The 23129-nt window shown below is 59.6% G+C and carries 28 protein-coding genes and 3 tRNA genes; 15 read left to right on the top strand and 16 right to left on the bottom strand.

The features are described 5' to 3' along the window. Positions 1-5: 5 nt before the first annotated feature. The 15 genes from nuoK to FHX05_RS14025 all read right to left on the bottom strand — a co-directional run bounded on the left by nuoK (position 6) and on the right by FHX05_RS14025 (position 11829). Complete coding sequence (gene nuoK, locus FHX05_RS14095; RefSeq protein WP_007689961.1) at positions 6-314, bottom strand: NADH-quinone oxidoreductase subunit NuoK; 309 nt, start codon at positions 312-314, stop codon at positions 6-8. Between the two features lie 31 nt (positions 315-345). Then, positions 346-960, bottom strand: coding sequence for an NADH-quinone oxidoreductase subunit J (locus FHX05_RS14090; protein ID WP_015339514.1), 615 nt, complete (start codon positions 958-960; stop codon positions 346-348). 149 nt (positions 961-1109) lie between these two features. Beyond that, positions 1110-1601, bottom strand: a complete 492-nt coding sequence (nuoI, locus tag FHX05_RS14085; RefSeq protein WP_092710917.1) for an NADH-quinone oxidoreductase subunit NuoI — start codon at positions 1599-1601, stop codon at positions 1110-1112. Positions 1602-1641: 40 nt separating this feature from the next. Next, positions 1642-2685 carry an NADH-quinone oxidoreductase subunit NuoH gene (nuoH, locus tag FHX05_RS14080; protein ID WP_034507519.1) on the bottom strand — a complete coding sequence of 348 codons (1044 nt, stop codon included), beginning with the start codon at positions 2683-2685 and terminating at the stop codon, positions 1642-1644. A 12-nt stretch (positions 2686-2697) separates the two neighbouring features. Continuing rightward, a complete protein-coding gene (gene nuoG, locus FHX05_RS14075) occupies positions 2698-4779 on the bottom strand; it encodes an NADH-quinone oxidoreductase subunit NuoG (RefSeq protein WP_183872324.1) in 2082 nt (693 codons plus the stop codon). A gap of 238 nt (positions 4780-5017) precedes the next feature. Further along, positions 5018-5776 (bottom strand): 5' DNA nuclease, encoded by a 759-nt coding sequence (locus FHX05_RS14070; protein WP_183872322.1) that lies wholly within the window; start codon positions 5774-5776, stop codon positions 5018-5020. 9 nt (positions 5777-5785) lie between these two features. Continuing rightward, positions 5786-7090 (bottom strand): NADH-quinone oxidoreductase subunit NuoF, encoded by a 1305-nt coding sequence (gene nuoF / locus FHX05_RS14065; RefSeq protein ID WP_095434513.1) that lies wholly within the window; start codon positions 7088-7090, stop codon positions 5786-5788. 10 nt (positions 7091-7100) lie between these two features. Continuing rightward, positions 7101-8222 carry an NADH-quinone oxidoreductase subunit E gene (locus FHX05_RS14060; RefSeq protein WP_112337526.1) on the bottom strand — a complete coding sequence of 374 codons (1122 nt, stop codon included), beginning with the start codon at positions 8220-8222 and terminating at the stop codon, positions 7101-7103. A gap of 15 nt (positions 8223-8237) precedes the next feature. Further along, on the bottom strand, positions 8238-8555 hold the full coding sequence (locus tag FHX05_RS14055) for a hypothetical protein (protein WP_112398587.1): 318 nt from the start codon (positions 8553-8555) through the stop codon (positions 8238-8240). Further along, a complete protein-coding gene (locus FHX05_RS14050; RefSeq protein ID WP_183872320.1) occupies positions 8555-9745 on the bottom strand; it encodes an NADH-quinone oxidoreductase subunit D in 1191 nt (396 codons plus the stop codon). Before FHX05_RS14050 ends, FHX05_RS14055 begins: the two co-directional genes overlap by 1 nt. Positions 9746-9811: 66 nt before the next feature. Beyond that, entirely contained in the window at positions 9812-10414 is a 603-nt protein-coding gene (locus FHX05_RS14045; RefSeq protein WP_112337529.1) for an NADH-quinone oxidoreductase subunit C, read from the bottom strand. An 18-nt stretch (positions 10415-10432) separates the two neighbouring features. Then, entirely contained in the window at positions 10433-11014 is a 582-nt protein-coding gene (locus FHX05_RS14040) for an NADH-quinone oxidoreductase subunit B (protein WP_015339504.1), read from the bottom strand. Then, a complete protein-coding gene (locus tag FHX05_RS14035; RefSeq protein ID WP_034489570.1) occupies positions 11005-11370 on the bottom strand; it encodes an NADH-quinone oxidoreductase subunit A in 366 nt (121 codons plus the stop codon). Before FHX05_RS14035 ends, FHX05_RS14040 begins: the two co-directional genes overlap by 10 nt. 257 nt (positions 11371-11627) lie before the next feature. Further along, positions 11628-11704, bottom strand: a tRNA-Asp gene (locus tag FHX05_RS14030). A 48-nt stretch (positions 11705-11752) separates the two neighbouring features. Continuing rightward, positions 11753-11829, bottom strand: a tRNA-Asp gene (locus FHX05_RS14025). A 392-nt stretch (positions 11830-12221) separates the two neighbouring features. On the opposite strand from FHX05_RS14025, the gene FHX05_RS14020 reads away from it, so the two are divergent. The 7 genes from FHX05_RS14020 (at position 12222) to FHX05_RS13990 (ending at position 18249) form a co-directional block, all read left to right on the top strand. Further along, positions 12222-12297: transfer RNA gene (locus FHX05_RS14020), tRNA-Val, on the top strand. A gap of 90 nt (positions 12298-12387) precedes the next feature. Then, positions 12388-13953 (top strand): integrase, encoded by a 1566-nt coding sequence (locus FHX05_RS14015; protein WP_183872318.1) that lies wholly within the window; start codon positions 12388-12390, stop codon positions 13951-13953. 143 nt (positions 13954-14096) lie between these two features. Beyond that, the gene (locus tag FHX05_RS14010; protein WP_183872316.1) at positions 14097-15293 is read left to right on the top strand and encodes a phage portal protein; all 1197 of its coding nucleotides are present in this window, start codon (positions 14097-14099) and stop codon (positions 15291-15293) included. A gap of 67 nt (positions 15294-15360) precedes the next feature. Beyond that, on the top strand, positions 15361-15741 hold the full coding sequence (locus FHX05_RS14005; protein WP_183872314.1) for a gene transfer agent family protein: 381 nt from the start codon (positions 15361-15363) through the stop codon (positions 15739-15741). Beyond that, positions 15738-17273, top strand: a complete 1536-nt coding sequence (locus FHX05_RS14000) for a phage major capsid protein (RefSeq protein ID WP_183872312.1) — start codon at positions 15738-15740, stop codon at positions 17271-17273. Before FHX05_RS14005 ends, FHX05_RS14000 begins: the two co-directional genes overlap by 4 nt. 143 nt (positions 17274-17416) lie before the next feature. Then, positions 17417-17899 (top strand): hypothetical protein, encoded by a 483-nt coding sequence (locus FHX05_RS13995; protein ID WP_246698916.1) that lies wholly within the window; start codon positions 17417-17419, stop codon positions 17897-17899. Beyond that, positions 17896-18249 carry an HNH endonuclease gene (locus tag FHX05_RS13990; RefSeq protein WP_183872310.1) on the top strand — a complete coding sequence of 118 codons (354 nt, stop codon included), beginning with the start codon at positions 17896-17898 and terminating at the stop codon, positions 18247-18249. The genes FHX05_RS13995 and FHX05_RS13990 overlap by 4 nt, the downstream gene beginning before the upstream one ends. Here the strand turns inward: FHX05_RS13990 and FHX05_RS13985 are convergent. Beyond that, positions 18243-18479, bottom strand: coding sequence for a hypothetical protein (locus FHX05_RS13985; protein ID WP_183872308.1), 237 nt, complete (start codon positions 18477-18479; stop codon positions 18243-18245). The genes FHX05_RS13990 and FHX05_RS13985 overlap by 7 nt on opposite strands. Positions 18480-18553: 74 nt before the next feature. Between FHX05_RS13985 and FHX05_RS13980 the strand changes: the two genes are divergently transcribed. The 8 genes from FHX05_RS13980 to FHX05_RS30355 are packed head-to-tail and all read left to right on the top strand — an operon-like array spanning position 18554 to position 23116. Further along, positions 18554-19039 carry a hypothetical protein gene (locus tag FHX05_RS13980; protein WP_183872306.1) on the top strand — a complete coding sequence of 162 codons (486 nt, stop codon included), beginning with the start codon at positions 18554-18556 and terminating at the stop codon, positions 19037-19039. Then, positions 19036-19284, top strand: coding sequence for a head-tail connector protein (locus FHX05_RS13975; RefSeq protein ID WP_246698915.1), 249 nt, complete (start codon positions 19036-19038; stop codon positions 19282-19284). Before FHX05_RS13980 ends, FHX05_RS13975 begins: the two co-directional genes overlap by 4 nt. Positions 19285-19323: 39 nt before the next feature. Further along, positions 19324-19743, top strand: coding sequence for an HK97-gp10 family putative phage morphogenesis protein (locus tag FHX05_RS13970; protein WP_183872304.1), 420 nt, complete (start codon positions 19324-19326; stop codon positions 19741-19743). Then, a complete protein-coding gene (locus FHX05_RS13965; protein ID WP_183872302.1) occupies positions 19743-20156 on the top strand; it encodes a DUF3168 domain-containing protein in 414 nt (137 codons plus the stop codon). Before FHX05_RS13970 ends, FHX05_RS13965 begins: the two co-directional genes overlap by 1 nt. Then, positions 20156-20473 carry a phage head closure protein gene (locus FHX05_RS13960; RefSeq protein ID WP_183872301.1) on the top strand — a complete coding sequence of 106 codons (318 nt, stop codon included), beginning with the start codon at positions 20156-20158 and terminating at the stop codon, positions 20471-20473. Before FHX05_RS13965 ends, FHX05_RS13960 begins: the two co-directional genes overlap by 1 nt. After that, a complete protein-coding gene (locus FHX05_RS13955; RefSeq protein WP_183872299.1) occupies positions 20470-20868 on the top strand; it encodes a P27 family phage terminase small subunit in 399 nt (132 codons plus the stop codon). Before FHX05_RS13960 ends, FHX05_RS13955 begins: the two co-directional genes overlap by 4 nt. Further along, positions 20865-22508, top strand: coding sequence for a terminase TerL endonuclease subunit (locus tag FHX05_RS13950; protein ID WP_183872297.1), 1644 nt, complete (start codon positions 20865-20867; stop codon positions 22506-22508). Before FHX05_RS13955 ends, FHX05_RS13950 begins: the two co-directional genes overlap by 4 nt. 11 nt (positions 22509-22519) lie before the next feature. After that, positions 22520-23116 (top strand): phage tail tape measure protein, encoded by a 597-nt coding sequence (locus tag FHX05_RS30355; RefSeq protein ID WP_246698913.1) that lies wholly within the window; start codon positions 22520-22522, stop codon positions 23114-23116. Positions 23117-23129: the final 13 nt, after the last annotated feature.

Genomic DNA, 23129 nt, shown 5'->3' with positions numbered 1-23129 from the left:
CTTTATCAGCCCTTCATCACGTTGACGTCTTCGACCGCGATCGAGCCGCGGTTACGGTAGAAGACGACGAGAATTGCGAGACCGATCGCAGCTTCAGCGGCAGCGACGGTCAAAATGAATAGAGCGAAAACCTGGCCGACGATGTCGTTGAGGAACGACGAGAAGGCGACCATGTTGATGTTGACGGCGAGCAATATGAGCTCGACGGACATCAGAATGATGATGACGTTCTTGCGGTTCAGAAAGATACCGAAGACGCCGAGCACGAAGAGGATGGCGCTGACCGTGAGGTAATGGGAAAGTCCGATGACCATGTTCTTGTTCCTTTGATCCTCGTGCCTCGCCTCAGACGCCCTGCCCCGGCTTGACCTTGACCACCTCGACGGCGGTCGCGGGCGTGCGGGCGACCTGTTGGGAAATGTTCTGGCGCTTGATATGCGTGCGATGCTTCAGCGTCAGCACGATTGCGCCGATCATCGCGACCAGCAGCACAAGGCCGGCGATTTCGAAGAAGTAAACGTAATTGGTATAGAGCACATCGCCGAGGGCGGCGGTGTTGGTCCGCTGCGTCAGCGCCGGGATCGGCATGGCGACGGTCTTGGCGATAGTCGGCGAAATCACGCTGCCCCCGATGACGACGATGAGCTCGGCCGCAAGGATGACCCCGATCAAAGCACCGATCGGCGCATATTCCAGGATGCCGGCCCTCAACTCCGAAAAGTCGATATCGAGCATCATGACGACGAAAAGAAAGAGAACCGCCACGGCGCCGACATAAACGACCAGCAGGATCATCGCCAGGAATTCAGCCCCCATCAGCAGGAAGAGGCCGGCCGCGTTGAAGAAAACCAGGATGAGGAACAGGACCGAATGGACCGGATTCCGCGCCGAGATGACCATGAACGCCGACGCCACAGCGACAAAGGCGAAGATATAGAAAAAAAGAGCCTGCAGACCCATGTTGGTGCCTTTTTCGTCTTCCCCCGGGCAGCCGGGAGTTTCCCTGCCCGATGGAGCCAGGCCGGACGATAGGTCCGACAAAACTCCGGTCTAGATTCAACCGCGACGGCGACAATCGGCCGCCTGTCACGACATATTCAAAACTCCGCTCAGCGGTACGGCGAATCGATCGCGATATTGCGCGCGATTTCGCGTTCCCAGCGGTCGCCATTTTCCAAAAGCCGCGCCTTGTCGAAATAGAGCTCTTCGCGGGTTTCGGTGGCGAATTCAAAGTTCGGCCCTTCGACGATGGCGTCGACCGGGCATGCTTCCTGGCAGAAGCCGCAATAGATGCACTTCACCATGTCGATGTCGTAGCGCACCGTGCGGCGGGTGCCGTCGTTGCGGCGCGGCCCGGCTTCGATGGTGATGGCCTGGGCAGGACAGATGGCTTCGCAGAGCTTGCAGGCGATGCAACGCTCTTCGCCGTTCGGATAACGGCGCAGCGCATGTTCGCCGCGGAAGCGCGGGCTGACCGGCCCCTTTTCGAACGGGTAGTTGATCGTTGCCTTCTGCTTGAAGAAGTAACGCATCGACAAAAAGAATGCGCCGACAAATTCCTTGAGGAACAGCGAGCTGACGGCGTTGGAAATTCCGGCCATCTTCAACCTCCAAATCTGCTTGAAGCGAGGATCGACATCATCATGCCCATCCCGTCAGCTTCAGCACGAATGCAACGATAACGACCATGGCGAGCGACAGCGGCAGGAAAACCTTCCAGCCAAGGCGCATGAGCTGGTCATAGCGGTAGCGCGGCACGAAAGCCTTCACCATCGCGAACATGAAGAACACAAGGCACGACTTCAGCAGGAACCAGATGATGCCCGGAACCCAGTTCAGGATCCAGATATCAACCGGAGGCAGCCAGCCACCGAGGAAGAGGATCGTGGTCAGCGAGCACATCAGGACGACGGCGGCATATTCGCCGAGCATGAACATCATGTAGGGCGAAGAGCCGTATTCGACCATGAAGCCGGCAACCAGTTCCGATTCCGCTTCTGGAAGATCGAAGGGCGGACGGTTCGTTTCAGCTAGCGCCGAAATGAAGAACACGATGAACATCGGGAACAGCGACAGCCAGTGCCAGTCGAGGAACGAGGCCGGCAGGCCGAGCTTGGTGCCGAGTCCGGTCTGCTGCGACAGTACGATATCCGTCAGGTTCAGCGAACCGACGCAGAGCAGCACGGTTACAATGACGAGGCCGATCGAGACTTCATAGGACACCATCTGCGCGGCCGAACGGAGCGCGCCGAGGAACGGATACTTCGAGTTCGAAGCCCAGCCGCCCATGATGATGCCGTAAACTTCGAGCGACGAAATCGCCAGAATGTAGAGGATGCCGACGTTGATGTCGGCGACGACCCAGTTCTGCGCGACAGGCACGACAGCCCAGGTCGACAGCGCCAATACCACCGAAACCAGTGGAGCCAGCAGGAACACGGTCTTGTTGGCGCCAGCCGGGATGATCGGCTCCTTGAACATGAACTTCAACAAGTCGGCGAAGGACTGGAACAGGCCGAAGGGACCGACGACATTGGGGCCACGGCGCAGCTGCACGGCCGCCCAGATCTTACGGTCGGCAAGCAGAATGTAGGCGATGAAAATCAGCAGGCAGACCAGAAGCAGCAGAGACTGGCCGATCATGATCAGCGCCGGCCAGAGATAGGTCGAAACGAATGAATCCATAGTCCTCTGCCCTTACTCTGCCGCAACGCGGAAATTGTTGCGGGCCAATGCCGAGCACTCGGCCATGACAGCCGATGCGCGCGTTATCGGGTTCGTCAAATAGAAGTCTTTGATCGGCGAAGCAAATGCCGATTTGCCCATTGCGCCGGCTTTTTTCGCAAGTGCGGCAATTTGGGCGCTATCAGCTTCGGCAATCTCGTCGATGCCGGCGAAATGCGGGAAGGCTGCATAGAGTTTGGCGCGCAATTCTCTCAGCGAATCAAAGGGAAGCTTCTTGCCGAGCACGTCGGAAAGGGCACGGATGATCGCCCAGTCCTCGCGGGCATCGCCCGGTGCGAAACCGGCGCGGTTCCCCATCTGGATGCGGCCTTCGGTGTTGACCCAGGTGCCCGACTTTTCAGTGTAGGCAGCCGCCGGAAGGATGACATCGGCGTTCTGAGCGCCGTTATCGCCGTGCGAGCCAATATAAACCGTAAACTTCGCGCCCTTGCGGCTGAAGTCGAGCTCATCGGCGCCCAGCAGGAAGAGGACGTCCATCGACGACAGCATGGCAGCGGCATTGACGCCCTTTGCACCCGGCACGAAGCCGAGATCAAGGCCGCCGACACGCGCAGCTGCCGTGTGCAGCACGGCAAAACCGTTCCAGTCTTCCTTGACGACGCCGACGGCGGCAGCGAGCTTGGCGGCGTTTGCCAGAACCTCGGCACCGTCTTCGCGGATCAGGGCGCCCTGGCCGATGATGATCATCGGCTTCTGAGCATTCCTCAGCACGTCGGCGAAGCTGTGCGAGCCGCTGACGAGATCTGCCAGCGTGTCCGGACCGGCGCCGAGATAGTCATAGGAGTAGCGAAGGTCTGCAGCTTCGCCGATCACGCCGATCGGGAACTTGCCGCGACGCCAGCGCTTGCGGATGCGCGAGTTCATCACTGCAGCCTCGAAGCGCGGATTGGCGCCGACGATCAGCAGCGCATCAGCGGCTTCGATGCCTTGGATGCTCGGGTTGAAGATGTAGCTTGCGCGGCCGAGCGACGGATCAAGCGCCGTCCCGTCTTGGCGACAGTCGAGATTTTCCGATCCGAGCGACTTCAGCAGCTCGCCAAGGGCGTACATTTCCTCGACCGAGGCGAGATCGCCGGCGATCGCGCCGATCTTGTCGCCGCTGGTGGCGGAAACGGCCGACTTGATGGCAGCGAAAGCGTCGCTCCAGCTTGCCGGTTGCAGACGGCCGTCCTTGCGGACATAGGGCTTGTCCAGGCGCTGGGTCTTCAGGCCGTCCCAGATAAAGCGGGTCTTGTCGGAAATCCACTCTTCGTTGATCTGCTCGTTGACGCGGGGCAGCACGCGCATGACTTCGCGGCCGCGCGTATCGACACGGATTGCCGAGCCGAGAGCGTCCATGACGTCGATCGATTCGGTCTTGTTCAGTTCCCACGGACGAGCTGTGAAGGCGAAGGGCTTGGAGGTCAGCGCGCCGACCGGGCAAAGATCGACGACGTTGCCCTGCAACTCGGAAGTCATCGCCTGCTCGAGATAGGTGGTAATCTCGGCATCCTCGCCGCGGCCGATGAGGCCGAGCTCGGAAACGCCGGCAACTTCCGTCGTGAAGCGAACGCAGCGCGTGCAGTGGATGCAGCGGTTCATCACGGTCTTGACGAGCGGGCCGATATACTTGTCCTCGACGGCGCGCTTGTCTTCCTGATAGCGCGAACTGTCGATGCCGAAGGCCATGGCCTGGTCCTGCAGGTCGCATTCGCCGCCCTGATCGCAGATCGGGCAATCCAGCGGGTGGTTGATCAGCAGGAATTCCATCACGCCTTCGCGGGCCTTCTTGACCATCGGCGTGTTGGTGAAGACTTCCGGAAGCTCGCCGTTCGGCCCGCCACGAATATCGCGAACGCCCATGGCACAGGATGCCTGCGGCTTCGGCGGGCCACCCTTCACCTCAACGAGGCACATGCGGCAATTGCCGGCCACCGACAGTCGTTCATGGAAGCAGAAGCGCGGGACTTCGGCGCCGGCTTCCTCGCACGCCTGGATAAGCGTGTAGTGATCCGGAACTTCGATCTCTTTACCGTCAATCTTCAGTTTAGCCATCGTCCACTCAGTCCTATGTCACGTCTTCAGCCCAACCTGGCCGCAGACAATTTCATGATCGCAGACCGGATTGCCATCGGGGCGGCTCAGACGCCTGATAGCACCAGCTTGCTCACAATAAGCTTTGCCAAGCCTTGTCCCCGCAAGACCCGCTTTGCGATCGAGCCATGTGGGGCACCCACATCGTCTCCATCGCCTTCATTCACCCTCCCCGGCCGCGATCCAGCCGAGGAAAACCTTAACTCCGGCCCTTCGGCAGCAGCGCCTTCGCCTGGCCAACCCAGTCATCGCGCCGGATACGACCTTCGAAACCGAGCTCGCCATCGATCCGCTCGACATCCGCGTCGCTCCAGGCGGCGATATCGGCGAAGCGCTTGATGCCGCGTCCGTTCAGCACCTGCTCCAGCTTCGGACCGACGCCGGAAATTCGCTTCAGGTCGTCAGCCTTCTCGGCTGCCTTGCGGCCGCGCGCAGGAGCCGGCTTTACGGCGACGGGCGCAGCGACTTCAACCTTCGCCGTCTTCTTTGCAGGAGCCGTAACCGCCTTGGGTGAGTCAACCGCGGGCTTCGGCTCGGCTTTCTTCACGGCAGCCGGCCTCTGCTTCGCAGCAACCGGTTTCGGTGCAACAGCCTTGACCGCAGCCTCCTTGACTGCAGCCTCGGGCTTTACAGGTTTGGCATCCCCTGCCCCACTGTCCACGCCCGCCGGCTTCTCAGCGACCTCAGCCGGATGCTTTTCGTCTTCAAGGGCATCGGCCAGCCGGGTGGTTGCTTCGACAGCGCCCTGGAAAGCGCCCAAAAACGCGCCGGCCAGTTGCGAGGTAAAGCCGAAACCGATTGCCGTGACCGCAGCAATAGCTGCGGCAGGATGGGCCATCAGCGGATGGATCGGCATGATCGGCGTGTTCCCAAATATATCGGCAGCAGCGCGGCCAAGATCGGCCGATGCATTACCGGCCGCTCCGCTCTCCTGCCTGATATCGTTGGTCTTCGCCATCTTCGATCCTTACTCGGCTGCTTCCAGAACAGCGCCGTGGCTCGTCGCATTGGCAGTGTACTGGTCGATGCGCTTTTCGATCTCGGGACGGAAATTGCGGATCAGGCCCTGAACCGGCCATGCGGCTGCGTCACCGAGCGCACAGATGGTATGACCTTCGATCTGCTTCGTCACCTGGAACAGCATGTCGATCTCGCGCTTCTGCGCGTTGCCGCGAGCCATGCGCTCGAGAACGCGCCACATCCAGCCCGTGCCTTCGCGGCACGGCGTGCACTGGCCGCAGCTCTCATGCTTGAAGAAGGCCGAGATGCGGGCAATCGCCTTGATGATGTCGGTCGACTTGTCCATGACGATCGCCGCAGCCGTGCCGAAGGACGACTTGACCTCGCGCAGGCCGTCGAAATCCATCGGGCAGTCGATGATGTCAGCAGCCGGAACGACCGGGCACGATGCGCCGCCGGGAATGACGGCGAGCAGGTTATCCCAGCCGCCGCGAATGCCGCCGCCATGCTTTTCGACCAGCTCCCGGAAGGTGATGCCCATCGTCTCCTCGACCGTGCAGGGCCGATTGACGTGACCGGAGAGCATGAACAGCTTCGTGCCGACATTGTTCGGACGGCCGAAGGAGGAGAACCAGCCGGCGCCGCGGCGCAGGATCGTCGGGGCAACGGCGATCGACTCGACATTGTTGACCGTCGTCGGGCAGCCGTAGAGACCCATATTGGCCGGGAATGGCGGCTTCAGGCGCGGCTGGCCCTTCTTGCCTTCCAGGCTTTCGAGCAGCGCGGTTTCCTCGCCGCAGATGTAAGCGCCGGCGCCGTGATGAACGAAAACATCAAAATCCCAGCCGAGCTTATTGTTTTTGCCCAGCAATCCAGCATCGTAGCATTCATCGATCGCTGCCTGCAGGGCTTCGCGCTCGCGCATGTACTCACCGCGGACATAGATGTAAGCGGTATTCGCGCCCATGGCGAAACCAGCGATGACGCAGCCTTCGATCAGCGTATGCGGATCGTGGCGCATGATGTCGCGGTCCTTGCAGGTGCCGGGTTCCGACTCGTCGGCATTGACGACGAGATAATGCGGACGGCCGTCACTTTCCTTCGGCATGAAGGACCACTTGAGTCCGGTCGGGAAGCCTGCGCCGCCGCGACCGCGAAGGCCGGATGCCTTCATCTCGTTGATGATCCAGTCACGGCCCTTTTCGAGGATTTGCTTCGTGCCGTCCCAATGGCCGCGCGACATCGCGCCCTTCAGGGATTTATCCTTGAGGCCGTAGATATTGGTAAAGATGCGATCCTGATCCTGTAACATGCTTCACCTCTTACCGCGGCTTCTTGCCGAAGACCTTGATATATTCCGCTTCGCCACCCTTAGCGAGTGCCTCAGCCTGCCTGACCCAGTCGTCACGATCGATCCGGCCCTTGAAATTCAGATAGCCGTCGACCCAATGGCGCTCTGCTTCGTGCCAGCTGGCAATCTGCGCGAAGGTAAAGATGCCGAGCTCATGCAAGGTCCCTTCGATCTTCGGGCCAACACCTGAAATGAGCTGCAGATTGTCCGGCTGCGCGGGTCTTTCGATACCGGCGGGACGATTCTTGTCGTCGAGCGACGGCTTTCCGGCGACAGGCTCGGCAGCCGCAGTCCCAGAAAGCGGCTGCGCTTCCGCTGCCTTGGCGTTCTTGGCTGCTTCCTTCGGCGCCGTCGCCGGCGTCTTTAGGCTCTTATTGGTTTCCGCATCCGTGCTCTTGGCACGGGCAGCTTCGGACGGCGGGATCGATACGGTATCAGCAGTAGCCTTGGCCACCTTGCTCGCCGTGCTCTTTGCCTTAGCCTCATCCGACAGGAGCGACGTTAAACCGCCTTCCGGCGCGGAGAAAACGCGATCGATCTGTGGGCCGGTCTGAATCTCATGACCCTTGCCTGCGGCGAATGCATCGATGATTTCTTCCAGGCGTGCCGGGGTCAGATCCTCATAGGTATCCTTGCCGATCACCACCATCGGTGCGTTGACGCAGGCGCCCTGACATTCGACCTCTTCCCAGGAGAGCGTGCCATCGGCATTGCGCTCGAAAGCGTGATCGTTGATCCGGCTCTTGCAGACCTTGATCAGCCCCTCGGCGCCACGCAGCATACACGGCGTCGTGCCGCAAACCTGAACGTGGGCGCGCGTGCCAACCGGGTGCAGCTGGAACTGCGTATAGAAGGTCGCGACTTCGAGCGCGCGGATATAGGCCATGTCGAGCATGTCGGCGATCGTTTCGATGGCCGCCTTGGTGACCCAGCCTTCCTGCTCCTGCGCACGCATCATCAGAGGGATGATCGCGGATTGCTGGCGGCCCTCCGGGTATTTCTGGATCGTCTTTTCAGCCCAGACCGAATTCTCCGCATTGAAAGCGAAGGCGGCAGGCTGGAATTGATCTTCGGCTAGTCGACGAACGGACATCTTTCACGCCTTATCTCAGTTTAAGGACCCACACCGCGTATTCGTCAGAGACGAGAATTCGCAGGCATAGGCCGACTGGTCTTTCTGCATAAACACAACGAACTTACCGCCGTTCGGCACGGCGGCCTTGATCTGGTAGCCACGGGAGAGAAGGTCCGCAACGGTCGAATCTCCGCCCGACGTACCCTCATTTCCGCCTTTTGCAGTATTCGTGCTCGTGGCATTCGAACCCTGCATGTTGAGGGTCGGCAGGCTCGGCGTCTTGCCGGTCTGCTGTGCCGAGGCACCGCAAGCGACCAGAAGCGCCGGAACTATCGCCTGCCAGACCCGCATTAGCGATCCACCTCACCGAAGACGATATCGAGCGAACCGAGCACGGCTGCGACGTCGGCGAGCTGGTGGCCGCGGCACATGAAGTCCATGGCCTGCAGATGCGCATAGCCCGGCGCGCGGATCTTGCAGCGATAAGGCTTGTTGGAGCCGTCCGAGACGAGATAGACGCCGAATTCGCCCTTCGGCGCTTCGACGGCTGCATAAACCTCGCCGGCCGGCACGTGATAGCCCTCGGTGTAAAGCTTGAAATGGTGGATCAGCGCTTCCATGGAGCGCTTCATCTCGCCGCGCTTCGGCGGAACCACCTTACCATCGAGCGATGAAACCGGTCCGGTCCTGGCATCGCCGAGCAGGCGATTGACGCACTGCTTCATGATGCGGACAGATTCGCGCATTTCGATCATGCGGATGAGGTAACGGTCGTAACAGTCGCCGTTCTTGCCGATGGGAATATCGAATTCGAGATCGGAGTAACATTCGTAAGGCTGCGCTTTGCGCAAGTCCCAGGCAGCACCGGAGCCGCGTACCATGACGCCGGAGAAGCCCCAAGCCCAACAGTCTTCCAGCGAGACTACGCCAATATCGACGTTACGCTGCTTGAAGATGCGGTTGCCGGTCAGCAGGTCATCGATATCGTCGAGCGCCTTCAGGAAAGGATCGCACCAGTTGCCGATATCCTGCACGAGCTTTTCAGGCAGGTCCTGGTGAACGCCACCCGGACGGATGTAGGCGGCATGCATGCGCGAACCGGAAGCGCGCTCGTAGAACACCATCAGCTTTTCGCGCTCTTCGAAGCCCCAAAGCGGCGGCGTCAGCGCGCCGACGTCCATAGCCTGCGTCGTGACGTTCAGAAGATGCGACAGGATACGGCCGATTTCCGAATAAAGGACGCGGATCAGCTGGCCGCGGATCGGGATATCAATGCCGAGCAGCTTTTCGACGGCCAAGGCATAGGCATGCTCCTGGTTCATCGGCGCGACATAGTCGAGGCGGTCGAAATAAGGAACGGCCTGAAGATAGGTCTTCGTCTCGATCAGCTTTTCCGTGCCGCGATGCAGCAGGCCGATATGGGGATCGACGCGTTCCACAATTTCGCCGTCCAATTCGAGGACAAGACGCAAAACGCCGTGCGCAGCCGGATGCTGCGGACCGAAATTGATGTTGAAGTTGCGAACGTTATGTTCTGTCATGACGGCGATGCTCGCGTTTTCGGAATTTCAGAGGATGGCAGGCCGAAGCCCGCCACACGCCAACAATCAGGCCTTCGCCTTTTCGTCGCCCGGGAGCACGTAGTCGGTACCCTCCCACGGCGACAGGAAATCGAAGTTGCGGAATTCCTGCTTCAGTTCCACCGGCTCGTAGACGACGCGCTTGGCGGCATCATCGTAGCGGACTTCGACGAAACCGGTCGTCGGGAAGTCCTTGCGCAGCGGGTGACCTTCGAAACCGTAGTCGGTCAGGATACGGCGCAGATCCGGATGGCCGGTAAAGAGAACGCCATACATGTCCCAGGTTTCGCGCTCGAACCAATCCGCGCCGGGATAGATACCGCAGGCGGAGGGAACAGGCTGATCTTCGCCGACGGGAACCTTGACGCGGATGCGCAGGTTCTTCTTGGGCGACAGCAGATGGTATACCACGTCGAAACGCTCGACACGCTGCGGCCAGTCAACGCCGCAAATATCCGTCATGTTGACGAAGCCGCACCTGGCGTCGTCACGCAGGAAGGTCAGCAGGGCGATAACGTTTTCGGTCGTCGTCGTCACGGTCAGCTCGCCATATTTGATCTCGCTCGACGAGATCAAGGCGCTGCGGACTTCCGTGAGGTAGGCGGCAAGCTCGTTCAGGGCTTCACTCATAATACCTTGTCCCCTGCCTTACCGTTCGATCGTGCCGGTGCGCCGGATCTTCTTCTGCAGCAGAAGCACGCCGTAAAGCAGCGCTTCCGCCGTGGGAGGACAGCCCGGAATATAAATGTCGATCGGAACGACACGGTCGCATCCGCGAACGACGGAATAGGAATAGTGATAATAGCCGCCGCCGTTCGCGCAGGAGCCCATCGAAATGACGTAACGCGGCTCGGGCATCTGGTCATAGACCTTGCGGAGCGCAGGCGCCATCTTGTTGGTGAGCGTGCCGGCAACGATCATGACGTCAGACTGGCGAGGCGAAGCGCGCGGCGCAAAGCCGAAGCGCTCGACGTCGTAACGCGGCATCGAAACCTGCATCATCTCGACGGCGCAGCAGGCGAGACCAAAGGTCATCCACATCAGCGAGCCGGTACGGGCCCAGTTGATCAGCTCATCGGTAGAGGTGACCAGAAAGCCCTTGTCGGCGAGCTCGTTGTTGATCTCGCCGAAGAACGGATCGTTGCTGCCGACAGGCCGGCCGGTCGCGGGATCGATGATCCCTTTCGGCTGCGGCGCAACGAGCGTCGTGTTGCTTGGAGCTACTCCCATTCCAGGGCTCCCTTCTTCCATTCATAGATAAAGCCGATGGTCAGCACCGCGAGGAACACCATCATCGACCAGAACCCGAACCAGCCGATCGCACCAAAGGATACAGCCCACGGAAAGAGGAAGGCGACTTCCAGATCGAAGATGATGAAGAGAATCGATACCAGGTAGAAGCGGATATCGAACTTCATGCGGGCATCATCGAATGCATTGAAACCGCATTCGTAAGCCGACAGCTTTTCCGAGTCAGGCGCCTTGAAGGCGACGGCAAACGGCGTGATCAACAGCGCCAGGCCAATCACCAGGGCAATACCAATGAAAATCGCTATCGGAATATAGGAACTGAGCAGTCCAGTCATCATGTCCATCCCTGCTTGCGGTCAGCGCCGGGGCGGCGCATCTGAGCAAATGCCCAGCAAGCGAAAGAGCGTTGCAACAGAGCCGTGGTTAGCGCAGGCGGAGCGCGCGCGCAAGCCTTTTGAATCTGTCGTCGGGGTCCTGTCGAGCGGTAGATATCAATGTGTTGCGACGACAACGCGACAAATTGGCGCAAACGCGAAAAGGCTCGTTCGCAATCGCAATAAATTGACGTTTGATTGTAATGGCTTGGAGAGAATGGCGCGAGTGACGGGGCTCGAACCCGCGACCTCCGGCGTGACAGGCCGGCACTCTAACCGACTGAGCTACACCCGCGCATTGTTTGGCCTTTCAGCCAGTACGGATCCGAAATTTGCCTTGAAATGGCGCGAGTGACGGGGCTCGAACCCGCGACCTCCGGCGTGACAGGCCGGCACTCTAACCGACTGAGCTACACCCGCATTGCATTTCAAGCATTCCAGATGCTTCCGCACCCATCAAAGCGGCCCTCGCCGTTCGATGAGCGGCTAACTACGGGGTTCGTGTTTGGGTGTCAAGCAGGTTTGAATACAAATCGATGACAGAATGCGAATTGTTTTGGACAAGCGCTCCTGCAATTTTCGGTCCTCTCGATTTCACATGGCAGGTTCCCAGCCCATGCATTTCATGAGAACCTGATATGCATGGGAATAACCTCGCGGGGCGTCGAGCCAGCATATGTTGACGAGTGCGGCCAGGAATGTGCAAAAATCAAAAAAATCAAAAAAACTTCATAAACACTCTTGCGGTTTTTCCCCGTTCCGCATAGATCACGGCCACCGAACGCGGCGGGCCGATGACCCGCTTCGCAGAAGGGCGATTAGCTCAGTTGGTAGAGCGCCTCGTTTACACCGAGGATGTCGGGAGTTCGAGTCTCTCATCGCCCACCATCTCATCCCATTGAAATCGTTAGAAGCCCTTGCGCCATAAGGCTTTTTCCCCATACTGACGTCACAAATCACGTCACAAATGGGTTTAGCATGGCTGGCAAGCCGCAACATTGGAAAGAACGCAACGGGCGTTACTCAGCTCGCATCGTCATCCCTACCCAACTTCGGCCATACCTCGACAATCGTCGCGAACTGGAAATCCAGCTAGGCGGCGACCGTCGGACGGCTCTCCGAAACCATGCCGCAGCCGTCGCGTCTATGCAGCGGCAAATCGGTATTGCCCGTCAGAAGCATGAGGCAGCGACGGGAAAGCAACCTGCCGCTGCACCCTACCCCCTCACCGTCCAACAGATCGCGATTCGGGACTATCAAAGCCAGATCGACTTTGACGCGGAACTTCGCGCAAACGATTCGCGATACGCTCGATTCGATCCGGACCCAGACGAGGCCCGGCGCTTCCGCGACGGCTTTGCCGGCAAGCTCTCAGATGATGAACTCTATGCGCTGGTCGGTGCCCGTGTCGAACGCGCTCGGCTCGCGGGTAACACGGATGCCGTTAGAGGCACCGATAAATGGCGAGCGTTAGCTCAAGGGTTATGCGTGGCCACCTATGAGGCTATGGCCCGCGAGGAAGAGCGAAACGAAGGCAACTTCACCGGCGAGCCGGCGCATCCACTGCTTGCCGATGCTCCCCATATATATAATGGCTCTCCAGATCCGATCACGTTTAACTCTGTCGTTGACGATGAGGTGAAGCGTCGGGCGCGTGGCAAGAACGCTAAGCCACTCCCAGACCGGACAGCGAAGAAGTATCGTGACCATTGCGCCGCGTTTGCCAAGTGGCGAAAGAGCAATGACGCGCTGACCGTGACGGCCGCAAAGGGCAAAGGCTGGATCGAATCATTGCAAGATGCCGGCGAACTCAGCAATCGCACGGTTAAAGCAATGCTTCAGAACGTCCGCACGGTCATGAATTGGGGGCGGCAGAACGATCCGGCGAACTTCTTCCCGACCGGCAATCCATTGAACGGCATCAAGGCCCCTGATTACACAACCCTGCCCTCATACCTCCGCGCCTTCACGATGGATGAGGCCGAGCTAGTCCTTACGGCTGCCCGGAAAGAAGAAAAGGCCATGTTCCGGTGGATACCGTGGCTGTGCGCCTATTCGGGCATGCGCGTGAGCGAGGCCGGCAAACTTCGGAAGGAAGATTTCTTCCAGGTCGGCGACCGGTGGTTTTGGAAGGTGACGATGGCTGGTAACCGGACATTGAAGACGGAGAGCAGCGAACGCCGCATCCCCGTTCATAAGGCACTCGCCGATGAAGGTTTGGTTGATTTCGTCCAGGCGGCACCGGGTGGCCGCCTATTCAGGGGCGAAACGAAAGATGAGATTTCCGTTCAACCCCGTGTCGGCACGTGGGTGCGCGGGTTGATCCCTGTGGATAAGCACCCGGAACTATCGCCTAATCATGGCTGGCGTCACCTGTTCGACGACTTTTGCCGCCGCGATGGCGTGTCGGAAGACGCGCGGAACTACATGACGGGTCGCACGGATGGGGGCTCGCAGGAGCTATACGGGCGAAGCGAGGTCATGCTTCCCGGCCTTGCCGCTGCGATGGATCGGATAACGCCGGTTCCGCTCGGGGACACTTGAATCAATAAAATTGACAAATAGTCGACGAATATTCAAATTTCTTTAATGTAAGTATTTACTTACACACCCGCCTATGAGAGAATCCTTCTCAAGTTGAATTGAGGACGGATTGCCTGTTGTTAGAGAATATTAGGAAGGCGGCGATGAAGCCGCTGAATAACATCATCGAACAAAAGGCATATTCTCTCTTAGATGGGCGCATTTCTGAGTTATTCGGCGTTCGTCCTACTTATTCTGGCGTGAACATCAGCGGTCAATCGGCGCTTTATGTTCCCGCTGTTCTTCAGGCTGTCCGGTTAATCTCCGAAACTATTGGCTCTCTCCCGTGCAAGGTCTATCGGGAAACCGGAGCCGGGAAGCTGCCCGCCAAGGATCATTCCGCCTATCGCATCGTCCACAAGCGGGCGAACGAATGGACCGGCGCGGGCGAGCTTCGCACCCTCCTAACCGCCGACGCGCTCATGTATGGTGACGGATATGCGAAGGTAGTGCGGTTTGACGATGGCCGGCCCTTTGAACTTCATCAGCTGAAGCGCGGCAAGGTCACGCTTCTTGAGGACGAGTTTACCGGCGCACCGGTCTATCGCGTGCAGGAAAAGACCGGCACCAGCGATTATCCGCACACTGAAATCCTTCATATCCGCTCGTTCCTCGGCACGTCACCGATCGCGCTCGGCAAGGAAGCTATTGGCCTTGCCGCGATCCTTGAGCGCCACGGCGCACAGTTCTTCGGTTCCGGCGCTCGTCCTTCCGTCGTCATCAAGGCCGGCAAGACGGCAGACAACGACGCGGGCGCAAACAATATCAAGAATGTTCGGAACGACTTCAAGCGTTGGAAGACCGAACCGAGTGAGCTCCTGATTCTTCCTCCCGAGTGGGACGTTGATCAGCCGGCCATGACCTCGACGGATGCGCAGTTCCTCGAACATCGTCTTGAACAGGTCCGTGAAATCGCCCGCATCTTCGGCGTGCCGCCGACCATGCTTTTCGAGCTTACGCGCGGAACGTGGTCGAACACGGAACAGATGGGCGCGCAGTTCCTTCAGCTTTGCCTTCGCCCGTGGCTCGACCGTTGGCAGGATGCTTACACGGCTGTCCTTCTCAATGAAGACGAGCAAGGCGATCACTATTTCGAGTTTGTCACTGACGACCTCATGCGCGCCGACGCGGCCAGCCGCACCGCAAATATGACCGCCCTCGTGACGAACCGCATTATGACGCCGAACGAGGTTCGGGCAATCCTCAACATGCCGCCGCTCCCCGGTGGCGACGAACTTACCAATCCGCACACGACAAGCAATGCCGCGCCCGCACCGGCCCCGGCGAAGGAGAACGCATGACCCCAGCACAGAAGCTGTTGGCAGCTTTCGAAGCTCGCCTTGCCGCATATGAGAGGGCAATGGCCCGATGATCGAACATCACGCTTTCTTCGGCGACGGCGAAAAGGTCTTCGCCTTCCCGACCCGCGCCCTCATTGAGGAACTTGAGCGCACGACCGGCAACGGTATCGGTGCACTGTTCCGGCGATTCCGCACGTCGGAATATTCGTTTGCCGAAATCATTCATGTGCTTCGCCTTGGCTTGATCGGTGGCGGAACCCTCCCGGCCGCAGCCGACCAGCTTGTTGCGATCTACTGTATCGGCCGCCCCATGGCCGAAACCTTCGCCGTAGCAGATGGCGTCATTACCGCGCTGTTCTTCGGTAATGCCGAACCCGAGCCTGAAGACGACTTCGACGCTCCCTTGAGCGAAATTCGACACGCCGCCCATGAGGGCGTTGTCGAATGACCGATCGCCTCGAAATCAAGGCCGCGCTCACGGTTGACGATGCCGGCACCATCACCGGCATTGCATGGCCGTTCGGCTCGCCGGATCGCGTCGGCGACGTGATCGAAAAGGGAGCCATCGCCTCGCCGGAGGTGCTGCCGATGTTATTCGCCCATGATCAGGCGCAGGTTATCGGCGTTTGGGACGAAATCAGCGAGACGCCGGACGGCCTGACCGTCAAGGGTCGCTTGCTCGTGGATGACGTTGAGCGCGCCCGCGAAGTCCGCGCCATGATCCGCACGAAGGCCGTTTCAGGCTTGTCCATCGGTTTCCGCACAAAGGCCAGCAAGCCCCGCCAGCACGGGCGCACAATTACGGCCCTCGACCTCCACGAAATCTCAGTTGTCGCCGTTCCGAGCCATCCCGGCGCGCAAATCACGTCAGTAAAGGCCGCCGATGGCACGGCAGACCAAAAGGAACCCATCTTGGAAAACGAAGCAGAAATTGAAGTGAAGAACGACCCGGTAATCTCGCCGGAAGACCTAAAGGCTCTCAAGGCCGACGTCGCGACCATCAAGGCGAAGCTCAACCGCCCGACCGCAGCGAACAACAACCATCCGGCCGCCGCCAACGACAACGGTGTCGAACAGAAGGCTTTCGCTGACTATCTCCGCAGTGGTGAAGTTGACCGCAAGGCCCTGACCGTCGCCAACGACGCGCCGGGCTATGTCCTCGCACCGGAAGAAACCAGCGGCGAATTCATCCGTAACCTTGTCGAATTTTCGCCGGTTCGCGGCATCGCCGATGTTCGCTCGACCGGCTCGCATACCATCATCCTGCCGAAGCGCCTGACCGTCACGAACGCCAAGTGGAAGGGCGAAGCAGTCACCTCAGAAGCATCCGAACCGACGTTCGATCAGATGGAATTTTCCGTCAAGGAAATGACCACGCACGTCGATGTCGGCAACTGGCTTATCGAAGATGCCAGCCATGACGTCGAAGCCGAAATCCGCCTCGCACTTACCGAAGACTTCGGTGCGAAGGAAGGTCTTACTTTCGTCAACGGTAGCGCCGCAGTCGAGCCGAAGGGCTTCATGCAGGAAGCAGCCATCACGAACAGCCTGAACGGGCATGCGACGAACCTTTCGGCAGACGCGCTTATCAAGCTCATGTATTCCCTGCCGGGCGTCTACCGGAACCGGGGAACGTGGGCCATGAACGGCACCACGCTCGCGGTCATCCGCACTCTGAAGGACGGAAACGGCAACTATCTGTGGCAGCCGTCTTATCAGGCAGGCCAGCCCGAAACGATCCTCGGCCGCCCGGTGGTCGAACTGATCGATATGCCGGACGTTGCCGTTAACGGCTTCCCGATCATCTTCGGCGACTTCAAGGCCGGCTATCGCATCTATGACCGTATCGAACTTCAGGTTCGCCCGAACCCGTATTTGCTCGCGACCGAAGGCATAATCCGCTTCCATGCTCGCCGTCGTGTCGGCGCCGGGGTGGTCCGCGCCGATGTCTTCCGCAAGCTGAAGATGGCGACGGCCTAAACTATGACCTTTCAGCGGCCCGCATATGAACAGGTGACGATTGCGCACGGTGTCAACACCGTTGCGCTTCGTCCTACCTTGCGGCCGCTGCCACCCTTGAGGAGCGCTACGGCTTCCCGGCACTGTTCCGGGCGCTGGACGACATGAACCTCACCATCATATCCGAAATCATCCTGACGGCTTCGTCACCCCAGGATGCAGCGGCCTGCTTGGCTGGCATACCCGGCAGGCCGCTTTTTCCCTTTTTCATAGCTGTTCGCCAGCCGCTCGGCAATCTCGTTTCCATGCTCATGCCGGCACCCGACCCGAAGGCAAAGCGCTCGACCAGCACCGGCAAGCCGATGCCATGGGCCGAAGTGTATTCTTCGCTCTTCGATAGCGCGACCGGCTGGCTTGGCTGGACGCCTGAAACTGCATGGAACTGCACGCCGACCGAGATCACCCGCGCCATGTCCGCACACTTCGACCGTCTCGTGACCACGGGCGTTCTAGTGCGCGACGATAAGCGGCCGGCCAAGGAAGCCGATCCCGAGCAGGCCGCGCGCAACGAAGCCGAAGGCCTCGACACCGCATTTGACCGTGCCGGACTTCGCGCCCTCAAGGCCAAGATGGCAGGTGGCGCATGAGCAAGCCGCATCGCATCTGTTCTTGCGGCTCTATCGTGCCACACGGCGAGCGCTGCGAATGCCAGCGCACCGCGACCCGCGACCGTAACCGCCGCCATGATGCCCGCCGGCCGTCAGCATCCGCACGCGGATATAATGGCGAATGGCGCAAGGCCCGCCTCGACTACCTCGCCATGCATCCGCATTGCCGGGAGTGCAGCAAGAGCGGACTTACTCGCCTTGCTACCGTCGTGGATCACATCATTCCGCATCGTGGCGACAAGCGCCTCTTCTGGCACCGCGCCAACTGGCAGCCGCTTTGCGAGCCCTGCCACAACTCTATCAAGCAGCGGCAGGAGCAAACTCAGTGACCTTGTTGTGCCATTCTTCTCCTCGCCGCGATAATCGGCAGAAGCTCTGCTTCGACCAGCTTTTTGCCAGCAGCGCTAACGCCGGCCCCGCCAAGTCTACCTTCCACCAATCCCAGCTCAGTGAGTCGCTTGTCCATTTTGACAGTAAGCAGGGCAGCGTTGTGCCTATAAATGCGAAGCAGCCAATCCCACTCTTCGTCCGTCAGATCGTTGCGAGAAAGCATTTTCATCGTCCTTTCGAATGAGGGTTGCGACGACTCAGCATTGTGAATGCGAATGGTTGTTTTGAAAATTGGTGGGCTCGATGACGCCCGCAGAACGCGCCCGACAGATCGACCGGCAAGAATTCGAAGCAGAGTGCGTAGCCATCCGGCAGCGTGCCTATGCGATGCTGATGCGCAAGCCCGCTCGTGATCCCCGTGTTGACCAATGGATCAAGCGAGGGATGGAGCCTGCCGTCGCCAGCTTCAAGCCTCAAATGACAGCCTCGAACCGGACGGTATCACCCAACTTCCGGCGTCCGGCAACGATGCACGAAGCCTTCGGAAGGGAGCAGAGCCTAGACCAATGGGCGCAAGAGTATGGCATCCGACGCGGGACATTGCGCACTCGCCTCAAGCTCGGCTGGACGCTCGAAGCCGCGTTGCGAAAGCCTCCTGGCCAGACCGGCCGGCGCGTTCACCTCCCCAGGCCGGGGGTGCCTTCTGACTTTGCCCCTTCGCGGGAGACCGGCGCATGGGGCACCGCGCAAGAGACGCCGAATATAACTTTTTCAGGAATTGAAGCATGACGGCTGTTAGCCTCGACCTCGCCAAGGCTTATATGAAGGTGGACGGAACCGCCGAAGACGAGCTTATTTCTCTTTATCTTGAGGCCGCAGAGACGTGGTGCGGGAATTACATCGGTAGTCCTATCGCCGATCTCGACCCCGTTCCTGCAGACGTGAAGATTGCCGTTTTGCGGCTCGTTTCCTTCTATTTCGAGTGCCGAAACATCGCGACTTTCTTTCCATGCAGCTTGCGCCGCATGGCGTGACCTCGATCCTCGATAGCTACCGTGAAAAGTGGTTCACCGATGGCGAGTAATGACGGATTAGACGACCTCATGAAGGCGTTCGACCGCGTGAAGACCGCCCCACGACAGCAGATCACGAAGGCGCTTTTGGATTCCGGCAACGAACTTGCCGACGCCCAACAGCATCTTGCACCGAAGGACACCCATGCGCTCGCCGACAGCATCTCCGTGACCGGCCCCGGCCAGCCCACGCCGGCTTACAGCCAGCCGGGCGGCTCTCGCTTAGCCGGTGAAACGGAAGTCATCGTGACGGCTGGCAACACCGATATCCGTTACGCGCACCTTGTCGAATACGGCACCAGCAAGTCCGAAGCGCAGCCTTTCTTTTGGCCGGCCCTTCGCCTTCTCCGCAAGCGCCTTCAGCAGCGCATTGACCGCGCCGGCCGGAAGGCCGTGCGGGACGCATGGAACAATAAGTAATGATCGAACCGACCCTTGCCCTTCAGACCGCAATTCGCACCGCGCTTATTACGTCGCCGGCCGTGACCGTGCTTGTGCCTGTTGACCATATCCGTTCCGGCAGCACGCGGCCCGATAAGACGCCGGCCGTCATCATGAGCGACGGCAACACCGCAAACGGCGGGCACGACTACGCCAGCCAGCGCACGGCATGGGTTTACCTCGACCTTCATATCTGGACGTTGGACGCCGGACAGGATGCCGCGAAGGAAATCGCTGGCACTGTAGCCACCGCTCTCGACAAGCCCTTGAATTTTGAGGGGTGTGAGTGTGATCATTTCCGCGTCACCGCATCCCGGTTCCCGCGCGACCCTGACCCCGCTTATGGTCATGGCGTCCTATCGATCGAAGCTCTCATTCGGTGGACGGTCTAATGCTCAATATTGGAAACATGGATCGCCGGATCACTATCGAGCGCGAAACTGAAATTGTGTCACCGTCCGGTGATGCACGAAAGGTTTGGACGCCAGTTGCAACTGTGTGGGGCGAAGTCCTTCAGCAGACGGCGAGCGAATTCTTCACCGGCTACGGCGAGGCTGAAACCGGCACCGTGATCTTCCGTATCCGCTATCGCCCAGGCATCACGACGGCCGACCGTGTGACCTACGACGGCGTGCTTTACGGCCTGAAGGAAATCAAGGAACTCGGCAGGCGGGACGTGCTGGAGCTTCGCGGCGAGGCCCTGAAGTGACGCATACCCGTGGCGTGAAGCCGCCCGTTTCCCGCGACAGCAACGCATTGACGAAGGCACCGGCAGCGCCGAAGCATCTTTCTCCGTATGCGCGCGCCGAATGGAAGCGGATTATGCCCGGCCTCATTGAGCGGGGCATTATTGTCCGCTCCGATCTCAGCGGCCTAGAAGAACTTTGCACCGTTCGCGGTTTGGCCCGCACCTACACCGAAGCCTTGAGCATGACGCCCCTCGACAAGGTAGTTTTCGGAATGTTGAACCGCGCCTTGCAGACTTCGCGGCAGCTTGCGGCCGAATATGGATTGTCGCCGGTTTCCCGCGCCCGTGTCGGCAGCGCAACCGGCGAAGACGACGACAGCGACAACCCGCTCATGATCGGCAGGAACCGGGCATGAGCAAGAGCGCCTTTCCGCATTGGATTTATGACAGCTCGGAAATCCAGGATACGAACGGCGACGGTGAGCTTGCCGTGCAGTTCCTCCGCGCCTTGCGGCACCCGGCCAGCACCGCGCCGAAGCGCGCCTTTCAGCTTTACACGCCCTTCGAACGGATGACGAAGCGCATCTATGGGCCTCGCAACCCCGATGGCACCCGTGTTGTGAAGAAGGTTTTCTTGATGCTCGGCCGTGGCAACCGCAAGACCAGCCACGCTGCCGCATGGTCGCTTTTGCACCTGCTTGGCCCTGAAGCTGTCCCGGCCGGGCAAGTGATCTTTGCCGCTTGTGACCGCGAACAGGCCGGCATCGGCTTTCGCGAGGCCGCGAACATCGTCCGTATGGACCGCCGGCTTGTTGCTGCGACGAAGATCAATGACGCCTTTAATTCCGCGAAGCAGATCTTAAACCGCCGAAACGGCGCGACCCTCAAGGCAATTTCCAGCGACGGCAAGGCGCAGCACGGCACCACGCCGAATTTCATTCTTGTGGACGAAATTCACCAATGGAAGGGCCGCGACCTTTGGGAAGCTCTCGACTCCGGCACGACGAAGGTGGCCGACCCGCTCACCATCATCTGCACCACGGCCGGCCGTGGACAGGATAATCTCGGCTTCGAACAGTATGATTACGCCTACAAGGTCGCGATCGGCGAGATTGACGACCCGACCGTATTGCCGATCCTGTTCCAGCTTGAACCGGGCGACGACTGGCGCGACGAAGCGACATGGCCGAAGGCGAACCCCGGCCTTCCGCACGGGTTCCCCAATATCGTCGGCTTGCGCAATAAGTCGAAGGAAGCAGAGAACAGCCCGCCGGCCCGTTACCAGTTTCAGCAGTTGAACTTGAATATCTGGCAGGCCGCTTCCCGCGATCCGCTTTTCGACATGGCCGTTTATGACGCTGGCCGTGATCCGTATTTTGACCTTGCCGAGCTTGAGAGCTTGCCTTGCTGGCTCGGCGTAGACTTGTCACGATCCGGTGACTTGACTGCCATAGTAGCCGCGTTCCGGCATCATGATGGCAGGATTTCACTTGCCCCGTGGTTCTTCCTGCCGTCTGAAGGCTTGGAGGATAAGGCGAAGATCGAACAGGTTCCTTATCCCCGCTGGCGTGACGACGGCCTGTTGACGGTGATCGAAGGCCCGGTGATCGAACCCGACGTGATCGCGGATAACATCGTTGACCTTTGCGGCACCTACGACGTTCGCGAAGTTATTTTTGACCCGTCGCTTGCCGGCCCGCTCATGTCGAAGCTCATGCATGCCGGCATCAACGTGCTTCAGCTTCCGCAGACGGCGAAGCACATGCATGGCCCGATTTGCGACCTTGAGCGCATCGTGAACGGCCGGCGCATCCGGCACGGCGCGCACCCGATCCTTCGCAATCACTTCGAAAGCGTCGTCGTGAAGCGCGCCACCAGTGCCAGCGAATTGACCACCATGCACAAGGGCACTCGCCACAGCAATCATATCGACGGCGCTATCGCGTCCGCGCTGTCCGTCTTCCGGGCAGCCGCGAACGATAACACGCGTTCCATTTTCGACCTCGACCCCGATGAATTTGACCGGCTTCGCGAAGACGATGCCGAAGCCGCATAAGGATTACTGCAATGGATGAAGGCCAGCGCCTTTTAGTCACCTTCGAAGCCCGCCTGACGAAGTATGAACGCGACCTTGAACGCTCGAAGAACAAGAGCCGAATCAATTTCAAGGCTATCCAGAAGGATGCCGCAGAAGCCGGCTCCGGTATCGAAAAGGCCATGTCTAGCGCGCTCGGCACGCTCGGCAGCTTTGGCAAGGGTCTTGCCGGCGGCGTCGTCGGCGGGCTTGCCGTTGGCGGCATTGACGAGATTCTCGGCCGTGTCCGGGAGCTTTCCAAGAGTGTCGCCGAAGTCGGCGACCAGGCCAAGATGACCGGCATGAAGGCGAAGGACTTTCAGGAACTCGCCTATGTCGCCGAACAGAACCGCATTCCCGTTGACGCCCTTGCCGATGGCATGAAGGAGCTTTCTCTCCGCGCTGATGAGTGGATCAAGACCGGACAGGGCAGCGGTGCGGAGAGCTTTCAGCGGCTCGGCTATTCGGCCCAAGAGCTTGCGAAGAAGCTCGAAGATCCAAAGGAACTGTTGCTGGATATCATCGACCGCACGCAGGAGCTTGACCGGGCCGCGCGCATCCGTGTCTTCGATGAGTTGTTCGGCGGCTAAGGTGGCGAAAAGT

Source organism: Rhizobium sp. BK491 (assembly GCF_014194925.1).
In the GTDB taxonomy this organism is placed as follows: Bacteria; Pseudomonadota; Alphaproteobacteria; order Rhizobiales; family Rhizobiaceae; genus Rhizobium.
This window is presented reverse-complemented; position numbering and strand designations above follow the sequence as displayed.

Coding starts and splice junctions, on each gene's coding strand:
- FHX05_RS13965 (WP_183872302.1), top strand. CDS start 19,743: ATGATCGAACCGACCCTTGCCCTTCAGACCGCAATTCGCACCGCGCTT.
- FHX05_RS13950 (WP_183872297.1), top strand. CDS start 20,865: ATGAGCAAGAGCGCCTTTCCGCATTGGATTTATGACAGCTCGGAAATC.
- nuoF (WP_095434513.1), bottom strand. CDS start 7,090: ATGTTACAGGATCAGGATCGCATCTTTACCAATATCTACGGCCTCAAG.
- FHX05_RS13970 (WP_183872304.1), top strand. CDS start 19,324: ATGGCGAGTAATGACGGATTAGACGACCTCATGAAGGCGTTCGACCGC.
- nuoG (WP_183872324.1), bottom strand. CDS start 4,779: ATGGCTAAACTGAAGATTGACGGTAAAGAGATCGAAGTTCCGGATCAC.
- FHX05_RS13990 (WP_183872310.1), top strand. CDS start 17,896: ATGAGCAAGCCGCATCGCATCTGTTCTTGCGGCTCTATCGTGCCACAC.
- FHX05_RS14040 (WP_015339504.1), bottom strand. CDS start 11,014: ATGGGAGTAGCTCCAAGCAACACGACGCTCGTTGCGCCGCAGCCGAAA.
- FHX05_RS14070 (WP_183872322.1), bottom strand. CDS start 5,776: ATGGCGAAGACCAACGATATCAGGCAGGAGAGCGGAGCGGCCGGTAAT.
- nuoK (WP_007689961.1), bottom strand. CDS start 314: ATGGTCATCGGACTTTCCCATTACCTCACGGTCAGCGCCATCCTCTTC.
- nuoH (WP_034507519.1), bottom strand. CDS start 2,685: ATGGATTCATTCGTTTCGACCTATCTCTGGCCGGCGCTGATCATGATC.
- FHX05_RS14010 (WP_183872316.1), top strand. CDS start 14,097: ATGAAGCCGCTGAATAACATCATCGAACAAAAGGCATATTCTCTCTTA.
- FHX05_RS14055 (WP_112398587.1), bottom strand. CDS start 8,555: ATGCGGGTCTGGCAGGCGATAGTTCCGGCGCTTCTGGTCGCTTGCGGT.
- FHX05_RS14005 (WP_183872314.1), top strand. CDS start 15,361: ATGATCGAACATCACGCTTTCTTCGGCGACGGCGAAAAGGTCTTCGCC.
- FHX05_RS13995 (WP_246698916.1), top strand. CDS start 17,417: ATGAACCTCACCATCATATCCGAAATCATCCTGACGGCTTCGTCACCC.
- FHX05_RS14060 (WP_112337526.1), bottom strand. CDS start 8,222: ATGTCCGTTCGTCGACTAGCCGAAGATCAATTCCAGCCTGCCGCCTTC.
- FHX05_RS13975 (WP_246698915.1), top strand. CDS start 19,036: ATGACGGCTGTTAGCCTCGACCTCGCCAAGGCTTATATGAAGGTGGAC.
- FHX05_RS14000 (WP_183872312.1), top strand. CDS start 15,738: ATGACCGATCGCCTCGAAATCAAGGCCGCGCTCACGGTTGACGATGCC.
- FHX05_RS30355 (WP_246698913.1), top strand. CDS start 22,520: ATGGATGAAGGCCAGCGCCTTTTAGTCACCTTCGAAGCCCGCCTGACG.
- FHX05_RS14050 (WP_183872320.1), bottom strand. CDS start 9,745: ATGACAGAACATAACGTTCGCAACTTCAACATCAATTTCGGTCCGCAG.
- nuoI (WP_092710917.1), bottom strand. CDS start 1,601: ATGGCCGGAATTTCCAACGCCGTCAGCTCGCTGTTCCTCAAGGAATTT.
- FHX05_RS13980 (WP_183872306.1), top strand. CDS start 18,554: ATGACGCCCGCAGAACGCGCCCGACAGATCGACCGGCAAGAATTCGAA.
- FHX05_RS14090 (WP_015339514.1), bottom strand. CDS start 960: ATGGGTCTGCAGGCTCTTTTTTTCTATATCTTCGCCTTTGTCGCTGTG.
- FHX05_RS14035 (WP_034489570.1), bottom strand. CDS start 11,370: ATGACTGGACTGCTCAGTTCCTATATTCCGATAGCGATTTTCATTGGT.
- FHX05_RS13960 (WP_183872301.1), top strand. CDS start 20,156: ATGCTCAATATTGGAAACATGGATCGCCGGATCACTATCGAGCGCGAA.
- FHX05_RS14045 (WP_112337529.1), bottom strand. CDS start 10,414: ATGAGTGAAGCCCTGAACGAGCTTGCCGCCTACCTCACGGAAGTCCGC.
- FHX05_RS14015 (WP_183872318.1), top strand. CDS start 12,388: ATGGCTGGCAAGCCGCAACATTGGAAAGAACGCAACGGGCGTTACTCA.
- FHX05_RS13985 (WP_183872308.1), bottom strand. CDS start 18,479: ATGAAAATGCTTTCTCGCAACGATCTGACGGACGAAGAGTGGGATTGG.